Source organism: Roseovarius roseus (genome assembly GCF_043355935.2).
GTDB classification, from domain to species: domain Bacteria; phylum Pseudomonadota; class Alphaproteobacteria; order Rhodobacterales; family Rhodobacteraceae; genus Roseovarius; species Roseovarius roseus.
This window is the reverse complement of the sequence record NZ_JBHFPE020000025.1, coordinates 1-21,826: the sequence shown is the minus strand read 5'-3', so window position 1 is coordinate 21,826 and position 21,826 is coordinate 1. Positions and strand designations below refer to the sequence as shown.

The window sequence follows — 21,826 nt, the reverse complement described above, 5'->3', positions numbered from 1 at the left end:
GTTTAGCGAGCGCTTCGACGCTTGAATATCTGAAACCGCATGGACCGGGCCAGATACACAAAGTTCATGACACTCCCTTTTTTCGCAATTTGGAATATGACTGCTGGCCAATTTGAAGATATTGAAAACGCTTTTATTGGAATAAACTTAGCAATTTCGCTCATGGTTTTCATCATGTGGACTGTTCTTAACGGCTTCATGCTAACCCTAAATACAAGGCGTTACGCCATTATCGCCGGCACCGACTTTGAAACCTTTGCTTCTGAACTAGAAGCACACAGGAAAGCTGAGGACGAAGTTAAGCGCGGTGTCCTGAGGTTGCAGAAATTCTGGCCTTTGGTATTCATTATAACTGTCTTTTTCGGCCTCACCCCCGGTTGCCTTCTGCTTGCAGAGCTATTGTATGTGATAGGTGGAGTGGAGTTGGAAATTATTGAAAAAGCTTGGCAATGGATCAAGTAGAATCCTACCCCCGCGCCATCGCCGCCCGCCGCGCCTTTCGCCTGCCGGGCTATCCCACGCTGGCCGAGCTTGGCTTCGACGGCGACTACGTCTCGCCCATCCAGATCGCTTGCGGCAACCTTACCGGCCCGCTTCTCATCTCGAAGGACTGGCTCGATGCGCCCTCGGCGGCTGCCAACTGCGACCACCTGCAACGCCACGGCCACCTGCCAGACAACCCCTTCATCCGCGTCATCGACAAGGCGCTTGCCCTCCTCAATCTGCAACGCGCAGACATCTACATCACCCCGGTCTTTCACCTTCTGACGCCCAAACGCTCCTCCACCATTCCCGCCGCCCATGCCCGTGCCAGCTTTGACGCCATCGGGCGGTACGAGCTAGTGGGCCGTCGCCCGGTTGCCCTCGGCACGGATGCATCAAATGTCCTCAAGCATTTCGGCATCGACCACGTAACTGCGCCCCACCCCTCGGCCCGCATCGGCAGCTATGACGCGCGCGCGGCCCTCATCGCAAAGGCAGTCCAGCAATGACCCCCGAGCTTACCGTTCTCACCCTCGCCGCCCTGCTTCAGGTGATTCAATTCGGCCTCATGGCCGTGCCCGTCAATCTCGAACTGGGCACCGCCAAAACGATGGGGCCGCGCGATCCCGGCCAGATGAATGCGCCCATGAGCGAACAGATCAGCCCGAAAACCGGCCGCCTCGTACGCGCGCTCAACAACCATTTCGAGGGATTGATCCTTTTCGGTATCGCCTGCACGGTCATCGCCGTCTCGGACCAGTCCACCTGGCTCACCGTCACCTGCGCTTGGCTCTACCTCGCGGCGCGCGTCGCCTATGTTCCGGCCTACTACTTCGGCCTCGTGCCGGGCCGCTCGCTGATCTGGGCCGTGGGATTCGGCGCCACAACGCTCATGCTGCTCGCCGCGCTCTTTTGATCTTTCACTGTTCCGAAAATACTCATAGCCGGAACGCGCAAACACCCCCTCCGGTTGACCCTCAAGACAATTCCCTGTCTCTTTGGCGCCAACCGCATCTGATCCAAAGGAACCCTACCCATGGCCACATATGATGTCATCGTGATCGGCTCCGGCCCGGGCGGCTATGTCGCCGCCATCCGCTGTGCCCAGTTGGGCCTGAAAACCGCCTGCGTCGAGGGTCGCGAGACGCTGGGCGGCACCTGCCTGAACATCGGTTGCATCCCGTCCAAGGCGCTGCTGCACGCCAGCCACATGCTGCACGAGGCAGAGCACAACTTCGCGGCCATGGGCCTCAAGGGCAAAAGCCCCTCGGTCGACTGGAAAAAGATGCTGGAATACAAGCAGGAGACGATCGACACGAACACCAAGGGCATCGAATTCCTTTTCAAGAAGAACAAGATCGACTGGATCAAGGGCTGGGCCTCGATCCCCGAGGCGGGCAAGGTCAAGGTCGGCGACGACACGCACGAGGCCAAGAGCATCATCGTCGCGACCGGGTCCGAGCCATCGCCGCTCAAGGGCGTCGAAGTGGATGAAAAGACCGTCGTCACCTCCACCGGCGCGCTGGAACTGGCCAAGATCCCGAAGAAGATGGTCGTGATCGGTGCTGGCGTGATCGGCCTCGAGATGGGCAGCGTCTACAGCCGCCTCGGCGCCGAGGTGACCGTCGTCGAATATCTGGATGCAATCACGCCCGGCATGGACGCCGAGGTGCAAAAGACCTTCCAGCGCATCCTGAAAAAGCAGGGTCTGAGCTTCGTCATGGGCGCCGCCGTGCAAAGCTGCGAGGTCAAGGGCGGCAAGGCGACGGTGAAATACAAACTGCGCAAGGATGACAGCGAGGCCGAGATCGAGGCCGATACCGTCCTTCTGGCCACGGGCCGCCGCCCCTATACGGATGGGCTTGGCCTCGATGCGCTTGGTGTCGAGATGTCCGAGCGCGGCCAGATCAAGACGAACGATCATTGGCAGACCAATGTCAAAGGCATCTATGCGCTGGGTGACGCGATCGACGGTCCCATGCTGGCCCACAAGGCCGAGGATGAGGGCATGGCCTGCGCCGAGGTGCTCGCGGGCAAGCATGGCCACGTCAATTACGGGATCATCCCCGGCGTGATCTATACCCACCCCGAGGTCGCGTCGGTCGGCAAGACCGAGAATATGCTGAAGGAAGAGGGGCGCGCCTACAAGGTGGGCAAGTTCAGCTTCATGGGCAATGGCCGCGCCAAGGCGAATTTCGCCGCCGACGGTTTCGTCAAGATCATCGCGGACAAGGAAACCGACCGTATCCTCGGCTGTCACATCATCGGCCCGGCGGCAGGCGATCTGATCCACGAGGTTTGCGTCGCGATGGAATTCGGTGCTGCCGCGCAAGATCTGGCCCTGACCTGCCACGCGCATCCAACCTATTCCGAAGCGGTGCGCGAGGCAGCCCTCGCCTGCGGCGACGGCGCGATCCACGCCTGAATCGCACGCCATATTCTCGACCGAGAATATGGGGGCGATTTTTTTATCTAAAAAGCGCGGCGCGCGGGATCACGACCAGATCTCGCGCGTCGACCGATCCGCCCAGTCGGCGTCAAACTCCGCGCCGCCGACCGCGCCCTCGGTTGCCTCGGCCAGCAGATCGCCCATAGTGGGCAGACCCTCCGCATCGTTCCGCGTCCACAGCCCCGAGCGCTGCTGCGCGCGAGAGCATTGCAGATAGACCTCACCGATTTCGATCACCACCGCCGTTTTGGGCAGCTTGCCGTCCTTGCCGAACCGCGCCAGCAGCTCCGAATCCGTTGTCACCCGTCCGCGCCCGTTGATGCGGATTACGGTACTGGACCCTGGCACGAGGAACATCAACGACAGGCGGCCATCGCGGATGATATTGCGCAGGCTGTCCACGCGGTTATTGCCACGCCAATCCGGCATGACCAACGTGTGCGCATCCAGCCGCGTCACCACGGGGCCATCATCGCCGCGCGGGCTGCCATCCGTGCCATCCGGGCCAATCGTGCTCAGCACGCAGAAGCGCGATGCGGCGATCCATTTCGCATGGAGCGGCAACAGCCGGTCCGACACCTTCCGCTGAGCCGCGACGCTGGGCGTGCCATAGAGCGCCTCGAGCGCGGCGATATCCTCGATATACTCCATCAGCGCAGAAACCCCGCTTCCTTCATCAGGGCGTCCGACGCCTCTTCCACCTCGGCCTCCAGCCGCGACATGAACTCCTCGCGCGGCAAGCCTTCGGGGATCACGGGCAGAAATTCTACCACCGCCACACCCGGCTTGCGCAGGATGCCGTGCCGGGGCCAGAAGACGCCCACATTGGTCGCGACCGGCACGCAATCCTGCTGCATGGCCATGTAGATCGCACCCGATCCGATCTTGTAAGGCATCTGGGCGCCCGGCGCGACGCGGGTTCCTTGGGGATAAATGATAAGCTGGCCGGGCTCCGCCCCACCTTTCGCCACGTCCTCGACCATCTTCTTGATGGCCGCGCCCCGCTTGCCGCGATTGACGGGAATGCAGCCGATGCGCAGCGCGTATTGGCCCAGGATTGGCGTCCACATCAGCTCGCGCTTCATGATGAACTTGCCGGCCGGGACCGCGCCAAAGATGAGGATGATGTCTAGGAAGGATTGATGCTTGGCCGCGATCAACACCTCTCCTGTGGGCGGCGTGCCGCGCACTTCGGTGCGCAAATTCACCATCCAGGCGGCGGTCCAGCGCACCCATGCGCAAAACGCCTTGCAGGCCGCCCGCGCGCCCCGCGTGCTGACCAGCGCCCAGGGAAAGAAGACCAGACCGATGACCGCCATCGCCAGATACATCTGGATGATGAAGACGAGCGAGCGCAGCCATTGAACCGCGCCGCTCACGGCATGTCCCTCAGCGTGCGTTGCGCGGCAGCCCGCGTCGCCAAGAACGCGACCGCGCCCGACAATAGCGGAATGATCAGCGGCCAAAGCCACTGCCAGCCCTGAAAGCCAAGGCCCGTCAGAAACCCGCCGGCAACCTCGGTGCGCGGCAGAAAGGCGATGGCGATGCAGCCCAGCACCATACCCACGCCTGCGCCGGTCAGGCCGCGCAAGGTAAATCGGCGCACGAAGGCCCGCGCGATATAGGCGTCGCGGGCACCGACAAGGCGCAGAACGCCGATCACCTGCGCATTGGCCGCCAGCGCCGCATTGGCCGCCAGCGTGATCATTGCCGCCACCGTGCCCGCGATCAGGGCCAGCGATACCCAGCCCAGAAGGCGCAGGCGCGAGGCAGCGCGCACCAGGGGGGCGCGCCAGCGGGTGTGATCGTCCAGCACCGCACCGGGCACTTCGGCAGAAAGGCGCAGTCGCAGCCCGGCGGCGTCATAGCCGTCGCCCTCCTCGATGATCTCGACCAGTTGCGGGATCGGCAGCGTCTCGACCGGCAGATCGGGGCCGAACCATGGCTCAAGCAGGGCACGTTGCTCCTCGGCGGTCAGCGCGCGGGCGCTGGCAACGCCTGGGGTGGTGCCCAGAACCTTGAGCGCGGCCTCGGTCTGGGCCAGCATCTGGCCTTCCGGCGCGGAAATCCGCAGGGTCGAGCTGCGCGCCAGCGCGTCGCCCCAGCGATCCGCCAGCCGCGATGTGGCCAGCGACAGCGCCAGTGCGAATACGGCCAGAAACGCCATGGCACCGGCGGCAAAGAGGGTCAGCCAGGCGGTATAGCCCGTCGGCGGCACGACCCGGTCCGAGCCGCCATCGCCGGCCAGAAGGCCGCGCAGCCTCTCCATGATCATGCTCACAAATCCGCCCCCGCAAGTTGAAGCCGCCGGTTCGAGATGCGCAGCACGCGCGCCTGAACCTGGCTTTTCGCCGCGCGGATCAAGGCCAGATCATGGGTCGCGATCATGATCGTCTTGCCCATGCGGTTCAGCTCGATCAGCAGGCGCATGAGGCGCTGGGACATCTCCCAGTCGACATTGCCCGTCGGCTCATCCGCCAGGATCACATCGGGCGACATGATGATGGCGCGGGCCAGCGCGGCGCGCTGCCGCTCACCGCCCGACAGCTCGGGCGGCAGGGCGCCCGCCCGCTGGGTCAGGCCGACCCAGCTGGTCAGCTCGCGCAGGTTGGCATCCTCGTCCAGCATGTTTCGATCCGAGACCATCAGGGGCAGGGCGATATTCTCGGATACGCTCAGATGATTGAGAAACTGGCAATCCTGGTGCACGACACCAATGCGCCGCCGCGCCATCGCAATGTCGTCGCGGCTCAGCTCGCGCACGTCGGAGTCGAAGAGGCGCACATGCCCCGCCGTGGGCATCAGCGCACCGTAGAACAGCTTGAGCAGCGTCGTCTTGCCCGCGCCCGACGGGCCGGTCAGAAAGTGGAACGACCCCGGCTGCAGGCGCAGCGTGATATCGCTCAGCAATTCGCCGCCGCCATAGGAATAGGCCACGTTTTCCAGCTCGATCACCGGCTGCCCCTTCTGCCCGTTATGGGCCTTAAATGCCCCACTGCGGCGCGTCTTGCAATCGCGGCGGCGCAAATCCTTTGCTCTTTTCGATCCATCCTTTAAGCCTTAGGGTGAACGCAAACAGGGACAGCCCGGCAAACGGGGACAGGTGACAGGTGCGAAAATGAGGCTGACTTGCCCGAATTGCGGCGCGCAATATGAGGTGCCCGATGAGGTGATCCCGGAATCCGGCCGCGACGTGCAATGCTCGAATTGTGGCGACACGTGGTTTCAGCCGCACCGCGATCAGGTGGAGGCCGAGGCGCAGGATGACAGTGTCAGCGCCCCCAGCACGGATGACTGGCAAGAGGAGGCGCCAAAGCCCGCGCCCGTCCCCCCGGCAGCCGAGGGTTTCACTGCACCGCCGAATGCCGCCAAAGAGGACATCAGCAAACCGGATATCGCCAAAGAAGACATGGCAAAGGACGCACCGGCCCGCAAAGCCGAGCCGTCCGAGCCGCCGTCCGACCGGCCCGAGCGACCCGAGCGGCGCGAGATCGACCCCTCGGTCGCAAGCGTCTTGCGCGAAGAGGCCGAGCGCGAGAAGCGCGCGCGTGCCGCCGCCCAGGGCGGTGTCGAAACGCAGCCCGATCTGGGTCTGGACGATGACGATGGCGAAGCCCGCCGCGAGCGGGAGGCGCGGCAGCGCATGGCCCGCATGCGCGGTCTTGACGATGAGGAGCGCGGAGGCGACCGCCCGAACCGCCATCCAGGCGACGATGACGCAAGTGATATCGACCCCAAATCGCGCAAGAGCCTTTTCCCCGATATCGAGGAAATCAACTCTTCCCTCGGCCCCGACCCTGCCGCGGGCGCAGGCGCAGCCGCCGCGGGATACGATGCATATCCCGAGGCACAGCCGCACCAGCCCGGCGGATTTCGCCGGGGGTTCCTGATCTCCCTGCTGATCGCGGTCATCGCGCTTCTGGTCTATGTCTATGCTGCGCCGCTGGCCGATATGCTGCCTGCGCTGCGCGGGGTGCTGGCCGATTATGCCGCGTGGGTCGACGGGCTGCGCGTCTGGCTGGACGGGCAGGTGGCGGCGCTGATGCTGTGGCTGGATACCGTGACCGGAACCACGCCTACGGGCGGAACGGGCTAGGCAGGCCTTGGCGCGCCTGTGATCCTGCCCTCCGGCAATCCGCTGGCCCCGGTTGCCCTGACCGTTCTGTCAGCCATCCTGTGGGGTCTGTGGTGGATCCCCATCCGGTGGCTCGAAAGCCTTGGCCTCACCGGTGCCCAGGCAAGTTTCATCTGCAATTTCGGCGCGGTGATCACACTGGTGGTCTATATGCTGACGCTGCGCTTCAGGCCCCGGCTGGGCCTGCGCCTGATCCTGGGGGCAGGTCTGATCGCGCTGGCGTTTTCCTTCTACTCCGTTGCGCTGACCCTTTCGGATGTCGTGCGGGTGATCCTGCTCTTCTACCTCGCGCCGGGCTGGAGCAAGATCATCGAATGGGCCTTTCTGAAACAGCCGTGGCGGCGCAGTTCCTCGGTGACGCTGCTGCTGTCGCTGCTGGGAGCTTATCTGGTGCTGGGCGGGGATCTGTCGCTGGCCTCGCTGAATATCGGCGATGTCCTGGCGCTGATCGCGGGCGTGATGTGGGCGGTCGGGGCCACACTGGTCTTTACCGGGCCTCCCGCGCAGATCTCGGCGCTGACACTGGCCACCGTCCTCTGGGCGGCGCTGCAATCGGCGGCGATTGCGCTGCTCATGGGCGATACCATCATGGCCCAGATCGCGCCCACGGCCTTTCTGGCATCGCTTTTGCTGGGGGCGCTCTACCTCGTGCCGCTGGTCGGGCTGACGCTGTGGGGGGCCGCACGCCTGCCGCCGGCGCTTCTCAGCTTTCTCTTCACGCTCGAAATCCTCTCGGGCGTGCTCTCCGGCGCGCTGCTGCTGGACGAGCCGTTTGGCCTCTACCGCGCCTCAGGCGGGCTGCTGATTTTCGGTGCCGCGATTTTCGAGGCGGTGATGACGCTCCGCCGTCCGCCGGCACGGCACCTCTAGCGGGTCAGAACCGCTCCAGAAGCCGCTCGAGATAGTCGCGCTCGACTTCGGGGCGCGCACCCTCGCCCGAGCGGCGGCGCAGCTCGTCCAAGAGCTCGCGCGCGCGGCGATACACATCCTCGCCCTGAAGCAGGTTGCCATCCGTGCCCGCGCGGTCGCCCTGGCCGGGCGTGCGGCCCAGCGGATCGGACTGCTGCCCGCCCGTCGCGCCGCTCGCCTGCCCCTGGCCGCCCTCGCGGCCCCCCGATTGCTCGGCCATCGCCTCGCCAAGGCTGCGCATCCCGTCGCGCAGCGCATCCATCGCCTCAGACTGACGGTCGATCGCGCCGGCAAGGTCATTCTCGCGCAGCGCCTCTTCGGCGCCGTCCATCGCCTCGCCCGCGCGGTCCAGCGCGCCGCGCGCGTCATCCGCCGCCTCTCCGCTGCCCGGCAGGCTGCGGCGCTGGCGCCCCAGCTCCTGGCGCAGGGCCTCTTGCCGCGCGGCCAGATCGCCGGGCTGGCCGCCGCCCTGCCCACTTTGCTGCTGGCCTTCGCCGGTGCCGCCGTCGCTCTCACCCTGGCCGCCCTGCCCCTCATGGCTCTGGCCGCGGCCCTGACCACCATTGCGGCCCTCGTTGCCCTGATTTTCACCCGCCTGCGCGCCGGGGTTGAACTGCTCCTGCAGATCACGGAACGCCTGATCCGAAAGGCCCTGCTGCTGGCGCAGCGTGTCGGCCAGCCCCTCCATCGCCTGCTGGCCGGGGCTGCCTTCGCCCTGACCGGGCTGGCCTTCTGTGACGCGCAGGTTTTCCATCATTTCCTGGAACTGGCGCAGCGCCTCCTCGGCCTCGGCCATGCGGCCTTCAGCCATCAGGTCCTGAATGCGGTCCATCATGTCCTGCAGATCCTGCTGGCTGAGCATGGTCATGTTCTGCTCGCCCGGATCGGGCTGATCGGTACCGTTCTCACGCTGGGCCTGCTGAGTTTTCTGCCGCAGGTAATCATCGGTGGCGTCGCGCAACTCCTGCATCAGGCGCGCGATCTCGTCCTCGCTGGCGCCGTTGCGCATCGCCTCGCTCAGCCGCTCTTGCGCCTCGCGCATCCGCTCCAGCGCATCCTCGATATCGCCATCCTCCAGTGTCACTGCCAGATCCCAAAGCGCGGCGGCCAAGTCATCTCGCGTCTCGCCATCCAGCCCGCCGCCGTTCAGCGACGCCTCCAGCCGCCGCAGGATCGTCCGCAGTTTCAGAAAATCCGCCGGATCGCGAAAGAGCTTCTCCTCGGGCTGATACGACACCGCCCGGATTACCTGTGCCACCCGGCGCGCGTTGCCCCGGTTCCACAGCAGATCGCGCCGCTGCTCGATGATGGCCGCCGCCAGCGGGTCAAAGAACCTACGCGCAGGCAGATCCATCGCGAAAGCCGCGCTGGTGCCTGTCTGGCCCGCCGCATCCTCGGCCGTGATCGTCAGCCTCACGGGTAGATGGGCCCAAGGGTGCTGCGACAGGTTTTCGACTAAAGCCTCGGTGAAATCGGTGCGGCTGCCGGTGATAGGCAGCGGCAGATCCAGCGTGATCGCCTCGCGCGGCTCCGGCTTGGCCTCAAGGCCAAAGCGCCGGTCGACCGCGTCGAGATTCAGTGCGAAAGTCGCCGTGCCTCCGGTCACGCCGTAATCGTCGCGCGCCGCATAGGGCTGGCTCATCTGGCCGTCGAAGGTGGTCTGGGCCCCCTCGCTGACGACCTCGGCGGCGGGCGGCGTGTCAGCCAGCGCGCGAATATCCCAGCTGCGCCCACCCGGCCCCTCGATGGCCAGCGTGCCATCCTGCGTCACATCAAATCCCTGCGCCGGGTCCGTGGCCGCACCCACCCCTTCGGTGCGCCCGGATACCGTTTCGGTCAGCGCCAGCGCGCCCAGCTCGCCATAAAGCCGCACGATCACGCGGCTGCCCTCGGGCACGTCAATCTCATCGCCCTGATCAGCCAGATAGAGCGTCGGCAGGCCGGTATAGACCGGCGGTTCGATCCAGCCCTCCCATGTGGGGCCGGCAGTCAGCGCGCCGCTGCCGCCCGGCAGCATCGGCACCGGTGCCGCGATGCGCCAGACCGAGCCAAAGAGCATCGCCACGACCAACCCCAAGAGCGCAACATAGCGCAGGCCAAAAGGGTCCAGCCGGGCAATCCTGAGGTCAGGCTGCGGCGCGCGCGCGTCGGCGGCGGCCTGCTCCATCCGGCTGCGATGCGCGGCCCAGAGCGCTTCGGACGCGGCATCGCCACGCCCGATCGCCTGCGCGTCGTTCAGCGCCTGAAGCGGGCGGCCCGGCAGGGTCGCATCCAGCCGGGCCAGCGCCTCGGCCCGGCGCGGCCAGCGAAAGCGCGCAAACCCCACCAACAGCAGCGCCAGCGCGCCCAGTGCGGCGGCAATGGCGCCCCCGGTGATCAACTCAAAGGATAGCTGATCCTGCAGACCCATCATCAACGCCGCCGCGACAGCGATCAGCAGCGTCCAGAGCGGCCAGAAGGCCCGCACCAGACGCTCGGCCAGAAGGCCCGCCCAGGTCAGCGTCAAAGGCCCGCGCAGGCGCGCGGCCAATGGGCCTGTCAGGTTGGACGTCTGGTCGGGTTTCTGGGCCATTCACCTCTCCGGATGGGACCGCAGCGCGCTACAGCCATTCGGGAATGGTATCGCGATTTATCATCTCGTCAAAGCTCGGTCGCGCCCGGATCACGGCAAAGTCATGCCCATTCACCAGCACCTCAGGGATCAGCGGCCGGGTATTGTATTCGCTCGACATTACAGCGCCGTAGGCCCCCGCGCTGCGAAAGGCGACCAGATCACCGGCGGAAAGCTGCGGCATCATGCGCTGCCTGGCAAAGGTATCACCGCTCTCGCAGACCGGCCCTACGATATCATAGGGCTGCTGCTCAGCGCCCGGCTCGGGTTCGACCACCGGAACGATATCGTGCCAGGCGTCATACATGGCAGGCCGGATCAAATCGTTCATCGCGCCGTCGAGGATCAGGAAATCGCGGCCCTCGCCGGATTTGACATAGATGACCTCGCTCACCATCAGGCCAGCATTGCCGGCAATCAGGCGCCCCGGCTCGATCTCGATCTCGCAGCCCAGATGGCCCAGCGTCTCCTGCACCAGCGCGCCGTACTCGGTGGGCAGGGGCGGCGCCTCGTTGCCGCGCGTATAGGGAATGCCAAGGCCGCCGCCCAGATCAAGCCGCCGGATGTCATGCCCGTCCGCGCGCAGCGTCTCGGTCAGCTCGGCCACCTTCTGATAGGCCAGGCGAAACGGCTCCAAATCGGTCAACTGGCTGCCGATATGCACGTCGATCCCGATCGCTTTGAGGCCCGGCAGATCCGCCGCCAGCCGATAGACCTCGCGCGCCCGCGCAATCGGGATGCCGAACTTGTTCTCGCTCTTGCCGGTCGCGATCTTGGCGTGGGTCTTGGCGTCCACATCGGGGTTCACCCGCACAGTGATCGGCGCGACCACGCCCAGCTCGACGGCCACGGCGCTCAGCACTTCCATCTCCGGCTCGCTCTCGACGTTGAACTGCCGGATACCACCCGTCAGCGCCAGGCGCATCTCGTCCCGAGTCTTGCCCACGCCGGAAAACACGATCCGCTCGCCCGGCACGCCCGCCGCCTTGGCGCGCATGTACTCGCCGCCCGACACAACGTCCATCCCCGCGCCCAGCCCCGCCAGTGTCTTGAGGATAGCGATGTTGCTGGCGGCCTTCATGGCGTAGCAAACAAGGTGATCCATGCCCGCCAACGCCTCATCAAAGAGACGGAAATGCCGCTCGAGCGTGGCGGTGGAATAGACGTAGAAGGGCGTGCCGACCGCAGCCGCGATCTCGGCCACAGGCACATCCTCGGCATACAGTATGCCGTCCTTGTACAGAAAATGATCCACGCTCGCCGTTCCTCGCCGCAGTCAGAGCTTCATCTTGGAAAAAACACTCAAAATCCCGCGGCTACCCCTTGCGCAAACGCAGATATAGGTAAAGCGGCAATCCGCAGCTTACCCCGATGCAGAAGGTGGCCGGCACCGCTATGAGGCGCGTCCAGTCGCGGCTGCGCCACGTCTCGACCAGCACCAAAAGCGTCAGCGCGACCGCGGCGATGGTCAGATCCCAGACCAGCCCGCTGGTGGCCGCATTGGCGTGCCACGCCTCGACCATTCCGCCCAGGTCAAAGCCGAATTCCATGAACCAGCGCAGGAAATAGGTCATCGGGTGGATCGTGCCCCAGACGGCGAGGGCGAGGAACACATATCTCATAGCACCATTCCCGTATGGACCGAGGATGTGCCGCCGATCGGGCCGCTGGTGACCGGCGTCTGGTTCCTGGCCGGCGCCAGTTCGTCCTGACTGCCGGGCCGAATGGGCGCGCCATCGACACCGCAGGCGGCAAGGGCGCTCAACACCGCCAGAATCGTGACAATTCTCATCCCAGTATCTCCTGCCAGCGCGCCACTTGCGCGCGCACGTTCTCCGGTGCCGTTCCGCCATAGCTGGTCCGGCTCGCCACGGAATTATGCACGCCCAGCACGCCGAATACATCCCCCGTGATGTCCGCGTGGACGCCCTGCATGTCCTCAAGGGTCAGGTCGGGCAGATCGCAACCCTTCTTTTCGGCCAGCGCCACCAACGATCCTGTCACGTGATGCGCCTCGCGGAAGGGCATGCCCAGCACCCGCACCAGCCAGTCGGCAAGGTCGGTCGCAGTGGAAAAGCCGGTCGCGGCGGCGGCCTCCAGCACCTCGCGGTTCGCGCTCATGTCGCGCACCATGCCCTCCATCGCGGCCAGCGCCAGCATGAGGTTGTCGGCAGCATCAAAAACCTGCTCCTTGTCCTCTTGCATATCCTTGGAATAGGCCAGCGGCAGGCCCTTCATCACCAGCGTCAGCGCGACATTGGCGCCGAAGATGCGCCCGATCTTGGCGCGGATCAGCTCGGCGGCGTCGGGATTCTTCTTCTGCGGCATGATGCTCGAGCCGGTCGAGAAGCGGTCTGACAGCGCCACGAAGCGGAACTGCGCCGAGGACCAGATCACCAGCTCTTCGGCCATGCGGCTGAGATGCATCGCGCAGATGCTGGCCGCGCCCAGAAACTCCAGCGCGAAATCGCGGTCGCTGACGGCATCCAGCGAATTGGCCGATGGGCGATCAAAGCCGAGCGCCTTTGCCGTCATGTCCCGGTCGATGGGGAAACTCGTTCCGGCCAGTGCGGCAGTCCCGAGAGGGCATTCGTTCATCCGGGCGCGCGCGTCGCGCACGCGGCCAAGGTCACGAGCGAACATCTCGACATAGGCCAGCATGTGGTGGCCCCATGTCACCGGCTGGGCAACCTGCAGATGGGTAAAGCCGGGCATGACCCAATCCGCGCCCGCCTCGGCCTGTGCGACCAATGCGCGCATCAGCGCCGATAGCCCGCCCTCAGCCGCGTCCAGCTGATCGCGCACCCAGAGGCGGAAATCCGTCGCCACCTGATCATTGCGCGAGCGGCCTGTGTGCAGGCGGCCCGCAGGCGCGCCCACGATTTCCTTCAGGCGCGCCTCCACGTTCATGTGGATATCCTCGAGTGCGGCGGAAAAGGCGAAATCTCCTGCCTCGATCTCGGCCAGCACTGAATCCAGCCCTTCCGTCATCGCCTTCGCGTCACTATCTGTCACAATGCCCGTGGCCGCCAGCATGGCGGCATGGGCCTTCGATCCGGCGATGTCCTGTGCCGCCATCCGCTTGTCGAACCCGATCGAGGCGTTAATCGCCTCCATGATCGCATCGGGTCCGGCGGCGAAACGGCCGCCCCACATCTGGTTCGAGGTTTTGTCTGCCATGCCGTATCCTTCGGAGGAAATATGCGCCTGTCACGTTCTGCCCTGCTTTATCCCGCCGCCGGCCTCGGTGCAATCGCGGTAGGCCTTTTCATCGCTTTGGGCGGCGCGGCGGATGGTGCGGGTACCGCCCCGGCGCGCGATTACTCGGCCCTCGCCGCCGGGCTGGACGGCGACATGAAGAAGCTGAACTTTCACGCCGAGCCGAAAGCGACATCGGACGCGAATTTCATCATGGAGGACGGCAGCGAGGCGACGCTGACCGATTACGAGGGCAAGTATATCCTGCTGAATTTCTGGGCGACATGGTGCGCGCCCTGCCGCAAGGAAATGCCGATGCTGGCCGAGCTGCAGACCGAGTTCGGCGGCGAGGATTTCGAGGTGGTCACCCTGGCGACAGGCCGCAACGCGGTGCCCGCCATCGAAGGATTCTTTGACGAGATCGGCGTGACCAACCTGCCGATGCACCGCGACCCAAAGCAGCGCGTGGCGCGTGACATGGGCGTTCTTGGCCTGCCGATCACCGTCATCATCGACCCCGCCGGGCGCGAAGTGGCGCGTCTTCAGGGCGACGCGCATTGGAGCAGTGACAGCGCCAAGGCGCTGATCGCGGGACTGAACACTCCGGCTGAATAAGGCGCCCCATTGCGGGCCGGGCGCCTCTGCCGCTAAGACAGTGTGCATACGCACTGCCGGAGGCGCATCATGCCCGTGATCACCAATATCCAAGACCTGAAAAAAATCTACCGCCGCCGCGTGCCGCGCATGTTCTACGATTACTGCGAGTCTGGCAGTTGGACCGAACAGACCTTTCGCGCCAACACGAGCGATTTCAGCGAGATCCTTTTGCGCCAAAGGGTCGCCATCGACATGGCCGGGCGCTCGACAGCGAGCCAGATGATCGGGCAGGATGTCTCGATGCCCGTGGCCCTCGCCCCCGTGGGCCTCACCGGCATGCAAAGCGCGGATGGCGAGATCAAGGCCGCCCGCGCCGCCGAGAAATTCGGCGTGCCCTATACGCTCAGCACCATGTCCATCTGCTCGATCGAGGATGTGGCCGAGAATACCGAGAAGCCCTTCTGGCTGCAGGTCTATACACTGCTCGATGACGATTACATGCAGCGGCTCTTTGACCGCGCCAAGGCGGCAAAATGCTCGGCGGCGATCATCACCGTCGATCTGCAGATGCTGGGGCAGCGGCACAAGGACATCAAGAACGGGCTGTCCGCGCCGCCCAAGCTGACCCCGCGCAGCATCGCCAACATGGCGACCAAGGCGCAATGGGGCCTTGGGATGCTGGGGACCAAGCGGCGCACATTCGGCAATATCGTGGGCCATGTGAAGGCGGTGAAGAACCCCAGCGATCTGAGCTACTGGACCAACGAGGCGTTCGATCAGTCGCTGGACTGGAACCGCATCCGCGAATTCCGCAAGATGTGGGATGGCCCGCTGATCATCAAAGGCATCATCGATCCGCGCGACGCGCGTGAGGCGCTGAACGTCGGCGCCGATGCCATCATCGTCAGCAACCATGGTGGCCGGCAACTCGATGGCGCACTCAGCTCGATCCGGGCGCTGCCGCAGATCATGGATGCCGTGGGCGACAAGATCGAGGTGCATCTCGACAGCGGCATTCGGTCGGGTCAGGACGTGCTCAAGGCGCTGGCGATGGGCGCGACCGGCACCTATATCGGGCGCGCCTACATCTATGGCCTCGGCGCCATGGGCGAGGCAGGCATAACCCGCGCGCTCGAGGTGATCCACAAAGAGCTGGACGTCTCGATGGCCTTTTGCGGGCACCGCGACATTCGCGGTGTCGATCGCGATATCCTGATGATCCCCAAGGGATTCTCGGACGGCTGGGAGTAGCGGCACCGGAACGGCCTCGGGCAGGCGGCGGAACGATACCGCGCGGCAGGGCGTTGCCCTTCTGTCGTTCCGCCGGTTCCAGAGGAGATGCCTGCCCATGCCGCAGACCAGCCAATCGCACAGCGTCGGGACCGGAACCGTCAGTCCGACCGCCGAGCGTCCCTGGCTGCTGATCGCGCTGGGAGTGATTGGACTGGGCGGCTGCGCGGCGCTGATCATCGGCACGCTGGTTGCCCCGTATTATGTTCCAAATCACGATTGGGTCGCGGACACGATCAGCGATCTCGCCGCGGGCGAGTGGGAATTGATCATGGACATCGCCCTTTACGGGTTCGCCGCGGGTTTGATGGCGACGGCCCTGGCGGCATCCCATGCGCATCTGGGCAAAAGCGGCTGGAGCATCGGGGTCATTTCCTTTGCCATACTCGCCGCACTCGTCGTCATCGTCGGGGCGCGCAACGAATATGGCGACAACGACAATGAAGGCGTCGTGATCCACATCTATCTGGTTTATGGCCTTGGCGTGCTTTTCGCGCTGGTAAGCGCCGTGATGCAGGCGGGATTGCGCACTGCCGGGCACGGCCACGCAGGATGGTGGATCATTGCACTCGGCATCGGCTGGACGGTGATGGCGCCGGTCTTCCTGATGTCGTCCACCGGCATTGACGGGCTGCTTGAGCGTATCCTGGGCCTGTTTGCCTGCGGCATGGTGGTGGCCCTGTCGCTGGTGTTCCTGCGGCGCGGCTGGCTTTGCCGGGCGGAGGACGCCTGATGATGATCCTGGATATCACGGGCCAGACCCTGCTGGCGGTGGTGGCGGTCATCCTTCTGGCGCGGGTGAACGGCCTGCGCTCCTTTTCCAAGATGTCGAGCTTCGATTTCGCGTTGACCGTCGCCGCGGGCTCGGTCCTCGCGACGATGATGACCAGTGCCAAGACGCCTTGGCCCGGCCTTGTCGCGCTGATCGTCCTTTTTGCCTCGCGCTATGTCATCTCGGCCATGCGCCGGAATTGGAGCTGGGCCGAAAGCCTGACCGACAACACGCCGCTGATGCTCTATTACGAGGGCCGCATCTTTGAGGAAAACCTGACCATGTCGCGTGTCACGCGGAGCGATCTGCGCGCCAAGATGCGCGAGGCGAACGCCATCACCGAGGGCTGCGTTCGCGCGGTGGTGCTGGAGGCGACGGGCGATGTCAGCGTGCTCCATGGCGAGACTCTGGACCCCGACCTGCTGAGCGACGTGTCATGGGGCCGCGCAGAAAAGCCCGCCGATCTGGCGGGCAAAATTGACACCAGCCTCACCCCGGACACCTAGCGCAGCCACTATCGCAGTGCGCGCCGGGAATACGCGCCTTTGCCCCTTTCCTTTGCGCCGCAAATCCTCTATGCGGGCGGCTTCACGCGGGGCTACAGCCTTGGAGGAGCCCCGCCCTTATCTTATGGAGACTACACATGGCTGGAGAAATTCCTGATCTTCACGCCCAGGAACGCACGGGGACAGGCAAGGGCGCCGCTCGTGCCGCACGCCGCGAGGGCATGGTTCCGGGTATCGTTTTTGGTGGCGACAAAGAGCCGCTTCCGATCAACATCCCTTTCAACGTGCTGCTCAAGCGGCTCAAGCAGGGCCGGTTCAAGTCGACCCTGTTCAACCTGAAGGTCGAAGGCCAGGAAGACGTGCGCGTCATCTGCCGCGACGTTCAGCGCGACGTGGTCAAGGACCTGCCGACGCATCTGGACCTGATGCGCCTCAAGCGTGCCACCAAGATCAACCTGTTCATCCCGATCGATTTTCAGAACGAGGACGAATGCCCGGCCATCGATAAGGGCGGCGTTCTGACCACGATTCGCAACGAAGTCGAACTGTTGGTGACCGCAGGCGACATCCCCGAGACGCTGACCGTCGATCTGCGCAAGATCGAGAATATCGGCGACACGATCACGATCTCGGACATCACCCTGCCCGACGGCGCAGAGCTGGTGATCAAGGATCGCGACTTCATGATCTGCAACGTCTCGGCCCCGTCGGCCCTGAAATCCGACGCTGAGGAAGAGGACGAGGCAGCCGCCGACGAAGTTCCGACGATCGAGCAGGAAGAAGACATCCCGCCGACCGACGAGTGATCGCGGCGTCCCGGTAACACGCGGCAGAGAATCAAGTGAACGCGGCGCCCACACAGGCGCCGCGTTTTTCATGCGGGCAATCCCCCTCGCGGACACCCGATGCGCCGGATTGATCGTGCGCCGCCAACCGCGTAGGACTGAACGCGTGACAGATCCGAAAGGCACCGCATGCTGATCTTTGCAGGGCTGGGAAATCCCGGCGCGAAATACGCTGGAAACCGCCATAATATCGGCTTCATGGCGCTGGACCGGATCGCCTCCGATCACGGGTTTGGCCCGTGGAAGGCGCGCTTTCAAGGGCAGACCGCAGAAGGCAAGCTGGGCGATACCAAGGTCCTGCTGCTCAAGCCCGGGACGTTCATGAATCTCAGCGGCCAGTCCGTGGGCGAGGCGATGCGCTTTTTCAAGCTGGAGGCGCCGGACATCACCGTCTTTCACGACGAGATCGACCTTGCCCCCGGCAAGGTGCGCGTCAAGGATGGCGGCGGTCACGCGGGGCATAATGGCCTGCGCTCGATCCATCAGCATATCGGGCCGCATTACACCCGCGTGCGCATGGGGGTCGGGCATCCGGGCCACAAGGATGCGGTGCCGGGCTATGTGCTGCACGATTTCGCGAAGGCAGATCAGGACTGGCTGGACGATGTTCTGCGCGGCTGCAGCGACGGCGCGCCGCATCTGGCCGCAGGCGACAATGGCAAGTTTCAGAATGCCGTGGCCCTGCGCACCGCGCCGCCGCGCTCGTCCGGCGGAACGAACGGGAAGGCGCAGAAACCCGCCGCCCCTGACCCTGCGGCCAAGCCCGAGTCCGAACCCCAGCCCGAGGATACCCGCAGCGCCTTGCAGAAACTGGCCGACAGGTTTCGCTGACGGCCCAGCCAAGAAAGGGACGATATGATGGAGAAAGACCCTTCGATCAACGTTCTGGGCACCGATCTCAGCCCCTGTTCGCCGCGCGATCCGGTGACCGGCTTCTTTCGCGATGGCCATTGCAACACCTGCGCGGAGGATCGGGGAAGCCACACCGTCTGCGCCGAGATGACCGCCGAATTCCTCGCCTTCTCGAAATACGTCGGCAATGACCTGAGCACGCCCAGACCGGAATTCGGCTTTGCCGGCCTGCAGCCGGGGGATCAGTGGTGCCTGTGCGCCGCGCGCTTTGCGCAGGCCCATGACGAGGGCTGCGCGCCGCGCGTCCACCTTGCCGCCACGCATGAGCGCGCCCTCGATATCGTGCCGCTATCCGTGCTGCGCCTGCATGCTGCCGACGGCTGAGGGTCAGCGCAGGCAGCATCCACGAGCCTATGCCTAACAGTGTTGGCACATCGAGTATCGACGGGTTGGCTTAGACTATAGTCACATCCAAGGTGCGCAGCGGCCCGACATTAAAAAACAACTTCATAGCAGTGACTTGCCTGCATTTACTCGAGCATTTGCCCAACAAAATATCAAAGTATGATAACATTTTTTCATCATACGAAGGCTTCCCGCTAGACTCAGCATATCACCCGTCGTTAGCGTTTTTGCATAGTGAGCCGCCCAGAGACACAGCGCGATGGATAGCGAAAGACGCCCATGGACATGGTGACAGAAAAGCTTGGACAGCCGGGCGCAGCTTCAGAGGCGCCCGAGACGTCGCTCGCCAAAGCGTTGCGCCTTTTGCCCATCGTCGCCGAGCGCAACGCCACCGGGGTCAATCTTTCGATGGTGACGCGCCGCTCTGGCATGACGACGGCGACCGCGCGGCGGCTGCTCCAAGGGCTGGTGGATGGTGGGCTGCTCAGCTTTGACCCCTATTCCAAGCTTTATTTCCTCGGGGCTGAGTTCGTGCGCATGTCGCGGCTGGCGGGATCGCCCCAGGCGTTCGAGCAGCTGCGCAACGACATGCACGGATGTCTGACCCGCGTCGCCGAGCAGACCGAGGATAGCGCGTTTCTGTCGGTCATTTCGAATGGCGAGGCGCTTTGCATCGAGAAAATCACGGGCAGCCATCCCATCTCGGTAAACACGTTGACCGTCGGGGCGCGAAGGCCGCTGGGCGTGGGCGCGGGCAGCCTTGCGCTTTTGGCGGCACATGACAGCGATCAACGCCAGGTCATCATTGACGAGAACGAGCGCCGCTTTCTGCGCTATGGGCGCCTGACGGCCACGGCGGTCAAGCGGGCTTTGGCGCGGTGGCAAAAGGACGGCTACGTCTTCAACAGCTCGCTTATCATCGACGGGGTCAGCGCCATCGGTCTGCCCGTCTTTGACGAGCGCGGCGATCTGGTCTGCGCTGTCTCGGTCGGCACGATCAATGCGCGTATGCGCCCGGACCGCCGCGCCGCGGTGGCCGGGATCATCAGGGCTGCCCTTGGCGATGTAGGTTACAAGACATGCAGGACGACAGATGTATCCCATTCACTTCTTTGAACGATCTGCAGGCCGCTGGCCTGATGCCGTCGCGGCCGAGTGCAAGGGCCGCACGGTCACCTATGCCGAATTGCAGGGCCAGGTGCGCGCGTTGGCGGCCGGATTGCAGGCCATCGACGGGGAGTTCGGCTCGCGCGTGGGGATCTGCTGCTACAACTCGCTCGAGCATCTGGTCGCTTGGCTGGCCGTTCTGGCGGCGGGCAAGGTCTGGGTGCCGCTTCAGGCGATGAACACGGCCGAGGAGCTGGTGCGGGCGGTGGAGTTCACCGACTGCTCGATCCTCATCGTCAGCGGCGAGACGCAGGAGCGTCTGCAGGCCGCGGCAGGGCCCGGACGCACTCTGCTGGCTGCAGACGCGGTCGATGGGCTGGAGAGCATCGATGCGCTGATCGCGCGGCATGACGGGCAGATGCCACAGCCGGCAACGCTGCCGCTGGACGCCACGCAGGCGATCAAGTTCACCGGCGGGACCACCGGGCGCCCCAAGGGCGTGATGCAGCCTTACCGCGCGTGGAACACCAATATCGTCACCCAGATCGACGCCTGGTCGATGGCCCCGGGCGAGCGGTGCCTTGCCGCCGCGCCGATCACCCATGGCACCTCGACCTATATCCTGCCGACGCTGGGCAGTGGCGGCACGCTGGTCCTGCTGGATCGCCCCCGCCCCGAGGAAACGCTGGACTGCCTGCAGAACCAGCGCATCTGCACCACATTCGTGCCGCCCACCGTTCTCTACATGCTTATGGAGCTGGAGACTCTGGGCGCCTCGGACTACGCCCATCTGCGCAACCTGATCTATGGCGCAGGCCCCATGCGCCCCGAGGCCATTGCCCGCGCGCAAGAGGTCTTCGGGCCCTGCATCGCCTCGACCTACGGCCAGACCGAGGCGCCGCAGATTGCCACCATGATCAGCGCTCAGGATCTGCTGGACCCGGCCAAGCGCGCCTCGGTCGGGCGCGAGACGATGCTGAGCGAGGTGGCCGTGATGGACCCCGAGGGCCGCCTGCTGCCCCCCGGCGAGACCGGCGAGATCGTCATTCGCGGCGATCTTTTGATGACCGGCTATTGGGAGCAGCCCGAAGTGACCGCCAAGACCATTGTCGATGGCTGGCTGCATACTGGCGATCTGGGGATCATCGACGCGGACGGGTTCGTGTTCATCCGCGGACGGGCCAAGGAGATGATCATCACCGGCGGCTTCAACGTCTATCCCGCCGATGTCGAGCCGCTGATGGGCGAGCATCCCGAGGTCGTCGATTGCGCCGTCTTCGGCGTGCCGGACGACAAATGGGGCGAAGCGGTGCATGCTGCCGTACAGCTGAGCCGCGGAGCGGAGGCCACGGGCGAGGATATCATCGCCTTCGTCCGCGAAAGGCTGGGACCAGTTCGAACGCCCAAGACGGTGACCCTTTACGAGGCGCTGCCACGCAACGCCAATGGCAAGCTTCAAAAGACTGTTCTGGTCGATGATTTTCTGGCCCGAAACGGCCAAACCTCTGGAAAGGACTGAAGATGGGCAAGGATGCCAAGACACCGACAACGGGCCTGTGCAGCTACACCGATACCGAGATTTTCTATCGTGGCCGCGATCTTGTGGGCGATCTCATGCAGGGGGGCGGGGGCGATTTCGTGACCATCATGATGGGCCACATCCTGAA

24 protein-coding genes are annotated in these 21,826 nt (G+C 64.6%); 15 read left to right on the top strand and 9 right to left on the bottom strand.

Annotation, left to right across the window (positions count from 1 at the left end; translation table 11 throughout):
• The first annotated feature begins 66 nt into the window (after nucleotides 1–66).
• From ACEWPL_RS18315 to lpdA, 4 genes are all read left to right on the top strand, one after another.
• On the top strand, nucleotides 67–462 hold the full coding sequence (locus tag ACEWPL_RS18315; RefSeq protein ID WP_393928830.1) for a hypothetical protein: 396 nt from the start codon (nucleotides 67–69) through the stop codon (nucleotides 460–462).
• Entirely contained in the window at nucleotides 450–992 is a 543-nt protein-coding gene (locus ACEWPL_RS18310) for a hypothetical protein (protein WP_393928832.1), read from the top strand. The genes ACEWPL_RS18315 and ACEWPL_RS18310 overlap by 13 nt, the downstream gene beginning before the upstream one ends.
• Nucleotides 989–1,399, top strand: a complete 411-nt coding sequence (locus ACEWPL_RS18305; protein ID WP_393928834.1) for an MAPEG family protein — start codon at nucleotides 989–991, stop codon at nucleotides 1,397–1,399. The genes ACEWPL_RS18310 and ACEWPL_RS18305 overlap by 4 nt, the downstream gene beginning before the upstream one ends.
• A gap of 120 nt (nucleotides 1,400–1,519) precedes the next feature.
• The gene (lpdA, locus tag ACEWPL_RS18300; protein ID WP_393928836.1) at nucleotides 1,520–2,908 is read left to right on the top strand and encodes a dihydrolipoyl dehydrogenase; all 1,389 of its coding nucleotides are present in this window, start codon (nucleotides 1,520–1,522) and stop codon (nucleotides 2,906–2,908) included.
• Between the two features lie 69 nt (nucleotides 2,909–2,977).
• Here the strand turns inward: lpdA and ACEWPL_RS18295 are convergent, their stop codons facing one another.
• Genes ACEWPL_RS18295 through ACEWPL_RS18280 form a run of 4 tightly spaced genes read right to left on the bottom strand, consistent with a single transcriptional unit; the run spans nucleotide 2,978 to nucleotide 5,887 of the window.
• On the bottom strand, nucleotides 2,978–3,583 hold the full coding sequence (locus tag ACEWPL_RS18295; protein WP_393928838.1) for an MSMEG_1061 family FMN-dependent PPOX-type flavoprotein: 606 nt from the start codon (nucleotides 3,581–3,583) through the stop codon (nucleotides 2,978–2,980).
• The gene (locus ACEWPL_RS18290; RefSeq protein WP_393928841.1) at nucleotides 3,583–4,311 is read right to left on the bottom strand and encodes a lysophospholipid acyltransferase family protein; all 729 of its coding nucleotides are present in this window, start codon (nucleotides 4,309–4,311) and stop codon (nucleotides 3,583–3,585) included. Before ACEWPL_RS18290 ends, ACEWPL_RS18295 begins: the two co-directional genes overlap by 1 nt.
• Nucleotides 4,308–5,201, bottom strand: a complete 894-nt coding sequence (locus ACEWPL_RS18285; RefSeq protein WP_393928872.1) for a cell division protein FtsX — start codon at nucleotides 5,199–5,201, stop codon at nucleotides 4,308–4,310. Before ACEWPL_RS18285 ends, ACEWPL_RS18290 begins: the two co-directional genes overlap by 4 nt.
• Before the next feature lie 8 nt (nucleotides 5,202–5,209).
• Nucleotides 5,210–5,887 (bottom strand): cell division ATP-binding protein FtsE, encoded by a 678-nt coding sequence (locus ACEWPL_RS18280; protein ID WP_393928874.1) that lies wholly within the window; start codon nucleotides 5,885–5,887, stop codon nucleotides 5,210–5,212.
• A 163-nt stretch (nucleotides 5,888–6,050) separates the two neighbouring features.
• Between ACEWPL_RS18280 and ACEWPL_RS18275 the strand changes: the two genes are divergently transcribed.
• A complete protein-coding gene (locus tag ACEWPL_RS18275; RefSeq protein WP_393928843.1) occupies nucleotides 6,051–7,028 on the top strand; it encodes a zinc-ribbon domain-containing protein in 978 nt (325 codons plus the stop codon).
• A gap of 18 nt (nucleotides 7,029–7,046) precedes the next feature.
• Nucleotides 7,047–7,937: a DMT family transporter gene (locus tag ACEWPL_RS18270; protein ID WP_393928845.1), complete on the top strand. Its 891-nt coding sequence runs from the start codon at nucleotides 7,047–7,049 to the stop codon at nucleotides 7,935–7,937.
• Between the two features lie 4 nt (nucleotides 7,938–7,941).
• Here the strand turns inward: ACEWPL_RS18270 and ACEWPL_RS18265 are convergent, their stop codons facing one another.
• From ACEWPL_RS18265 to argH, 5 genes are all read right to left on the bottom strand, one after another.
• A complete protein-coding gene (locus tag ACEWPL_RS18265) occupies nucleotides 7,942–10,548 on the bottom strand; it encodes a TIGR02302 family protein (protein WP_393928847.1) in 2,607 nt (868 codons plus the stop codon).
• 28 nt (nucleotides 10,549–10,576) lie between these two features.
• Nucleotides 10,577–11,842, bottom strand: a complete 1,266-nt coding sequence (lysA, locus tag ACEWPL_RS18260) for a diaminopimelate decarboxylase (RefSeq protein ID WP_393928849.1) — start codon at nucleotides 11,840–11,842, stop codon at nucleotides 10,577–10,579.
• Nucleotides 11,843–11,903: 61 nt separating this feature from the next.
• Complete coding sequence (locus tag ACEWPL_RS18255) at nucleotides 11,904–12,209, bottom strand: DUF2834 domain-containing protein (protein ID WP_393928851.1); 306 nt, start codon at nucleotides 12,207–12,209, stop codon at nucleotides 11,904–11,906.
• Nucleotides 12,206–12,379 (bottom strand): hypothetical protein, encoded by a 174-nt coding sequence (locus ACEWPL_RS18250; protein WP_393928853.1) that lies wholly within the window; start codon nucleotides 12,377–12,379, stop codon nucleotides 12,206–12,208. The genes ACEWPL_RS18255 and ACEWPL_RS18250 overlap by 4 nt, the downstream gene beginning before the upstream one ends.
• Nucleotides 12,376–13,767: an argininosuccinate lyase gene (argH, locus tag ACEWPL_RS18245; RefSeq protein ID WP_393928855.1), complete on the bottom strand. Its 1,392-nt coding sequence runs from the start codon at nucleotides 13,765–13,767 to the stop codon at nucleotides 12,376–12,378. The genes ACEWPL_RS18250 and argH overlap by 4 nt, the downstream gene beginning before the upstream one ends.
• A 21-nt stretch (nucleotides 13,768–13,788) precedes the next feature.
• Here argH and ACEWPL_RS18240 point away from each other — a divergent pair, with 21 nt between their 5' ends.
• The 9 genes from ACEWPL_RS18240 to ACEWPL_RS18200 all read left to right on the top strand — a co-directional run bounded on the left by ACEWPL_RS18240 (nucleotide 13,789) and on the right by ACEWPL_RS18200 (nucleotide 21,678).
• A complete protein-coding gene (locus tag ACEWPL_RS18240) occupies nucleotides 13,789–14,400 on the top strand; it encodes a TlpA family protein disulfide reductase (protein ID WP_393928857.1) in 612 nt (203 codons plus the stop codon).
• Nucleotides 14,401–14,469: 69 nt separating this feature from the next.
• Nucleotides 14,470–15,633, top strand: a complete 1,164-nt coding sequence (locus ACEWPL_RS18235; RefSeq protein WP_393928859.1) for an alpha-hydroxy acid oxidase — start codon at nucleotides 14,470–14,472, stop codon at nucleotides 15,631–15,633.
• A gap of 97 nt (nucleotides 15,634–15,730) precedes the next feature.
• The gene (locus tag ACEWPL_RS18230; protein ID WP_393928861.1) at nucleotides 15,731–16,405 is read left to right on the top strand and encodes a DUF998 domain-containing protein; all 675 of its coding nucleotides are present in this window, start codon (nucleotides 15,731–15,733) and stop codon (nucleotides 16,403–16,405) included.
• Nucleotides 16,405–16,950, top strand: coding sequence for a DUF421 domain-containing protein (locus ACEWPL_RS18225; protein ID WP_393928863.1), 546 nt, complete (start codon nucleotides 16,405–16,407; stop codon nucleotides 16,948–16,950). Before ACEWPL_RS18230 ends, ACEWPL_RS18225 begins: the two co-directional genes overlap by 1 nt.
• A 137-nt stretch (nucleotides 16,951–17,087) precedes the next feature.
• Nucleotides 17,088–17,756, top strand: coding sequence for a 50S ribosomal protein L25/general stress protein Ctc (locus ACEWPL_RS18220; protein ID WP_393928865.1), 669 nt, complete (start codon nucleotides 17,088–17,090; stop codon nucleotides 17,754–17,756).
• 168 nt (nucleotides 17,757–17,924) lie between these two features.
• Nucleotides 17,925–18,626, top strand: a complete 702-nt coding sequence (gene pth, locus ACEWPL_RS18215) for an aminoacyl-tRNA hydrolase (RefSeq protein ID WP_393928867.1) — start codon at nucleotides 17,925–17,927, stop codon at nucleotides 18,624–18,626.
• A 27-nt stretch (nucleotides 18,627–18,653) separates the two neighbouring features.
• Nucleotides 18,654–19,031, top strand: a complete 378-nt coding sequence (locus ACEWPL_RS18210; RefSeq protein ID WP_393928876.1) for a DUF2237 family protein — start codon at nucleotides 18,654–18,656, stop codon at nucleotides 19,029–19,031.
• A gap of 300 nt (nucleotides 19,032–19,331) precedes the next feature.
• Nucleotides 19,332–20,168: an IclR family transcriptional regulator gene (locus ACEWPL_RS18205; RefSeq protein WP_420744382.1), complete on the top strand. Its 837-nt coding sequence runs from the start codon at nucleotides 19,332–19,334 to the stop codon at nucleotides 20,166–20,168.
• Nucleotides 20,146–21,678, top strand: coding sequence for a class I adenylate-forming enzyme family protein (locus ACEWPL_RS18200; protein ID WP_420744381.1), 1,533 nt, complete (start codon nucleotides 20,146–20,148; stop codon nucleotides 21,676–21,678). Before ACEWPL_RS18205 ends, ACEWPL_RS18200 begins: the two co-directional genes overlap by 23 nt.
• Nucleotides 21,679–21,826: the final 148 nt, after the last annotated feature.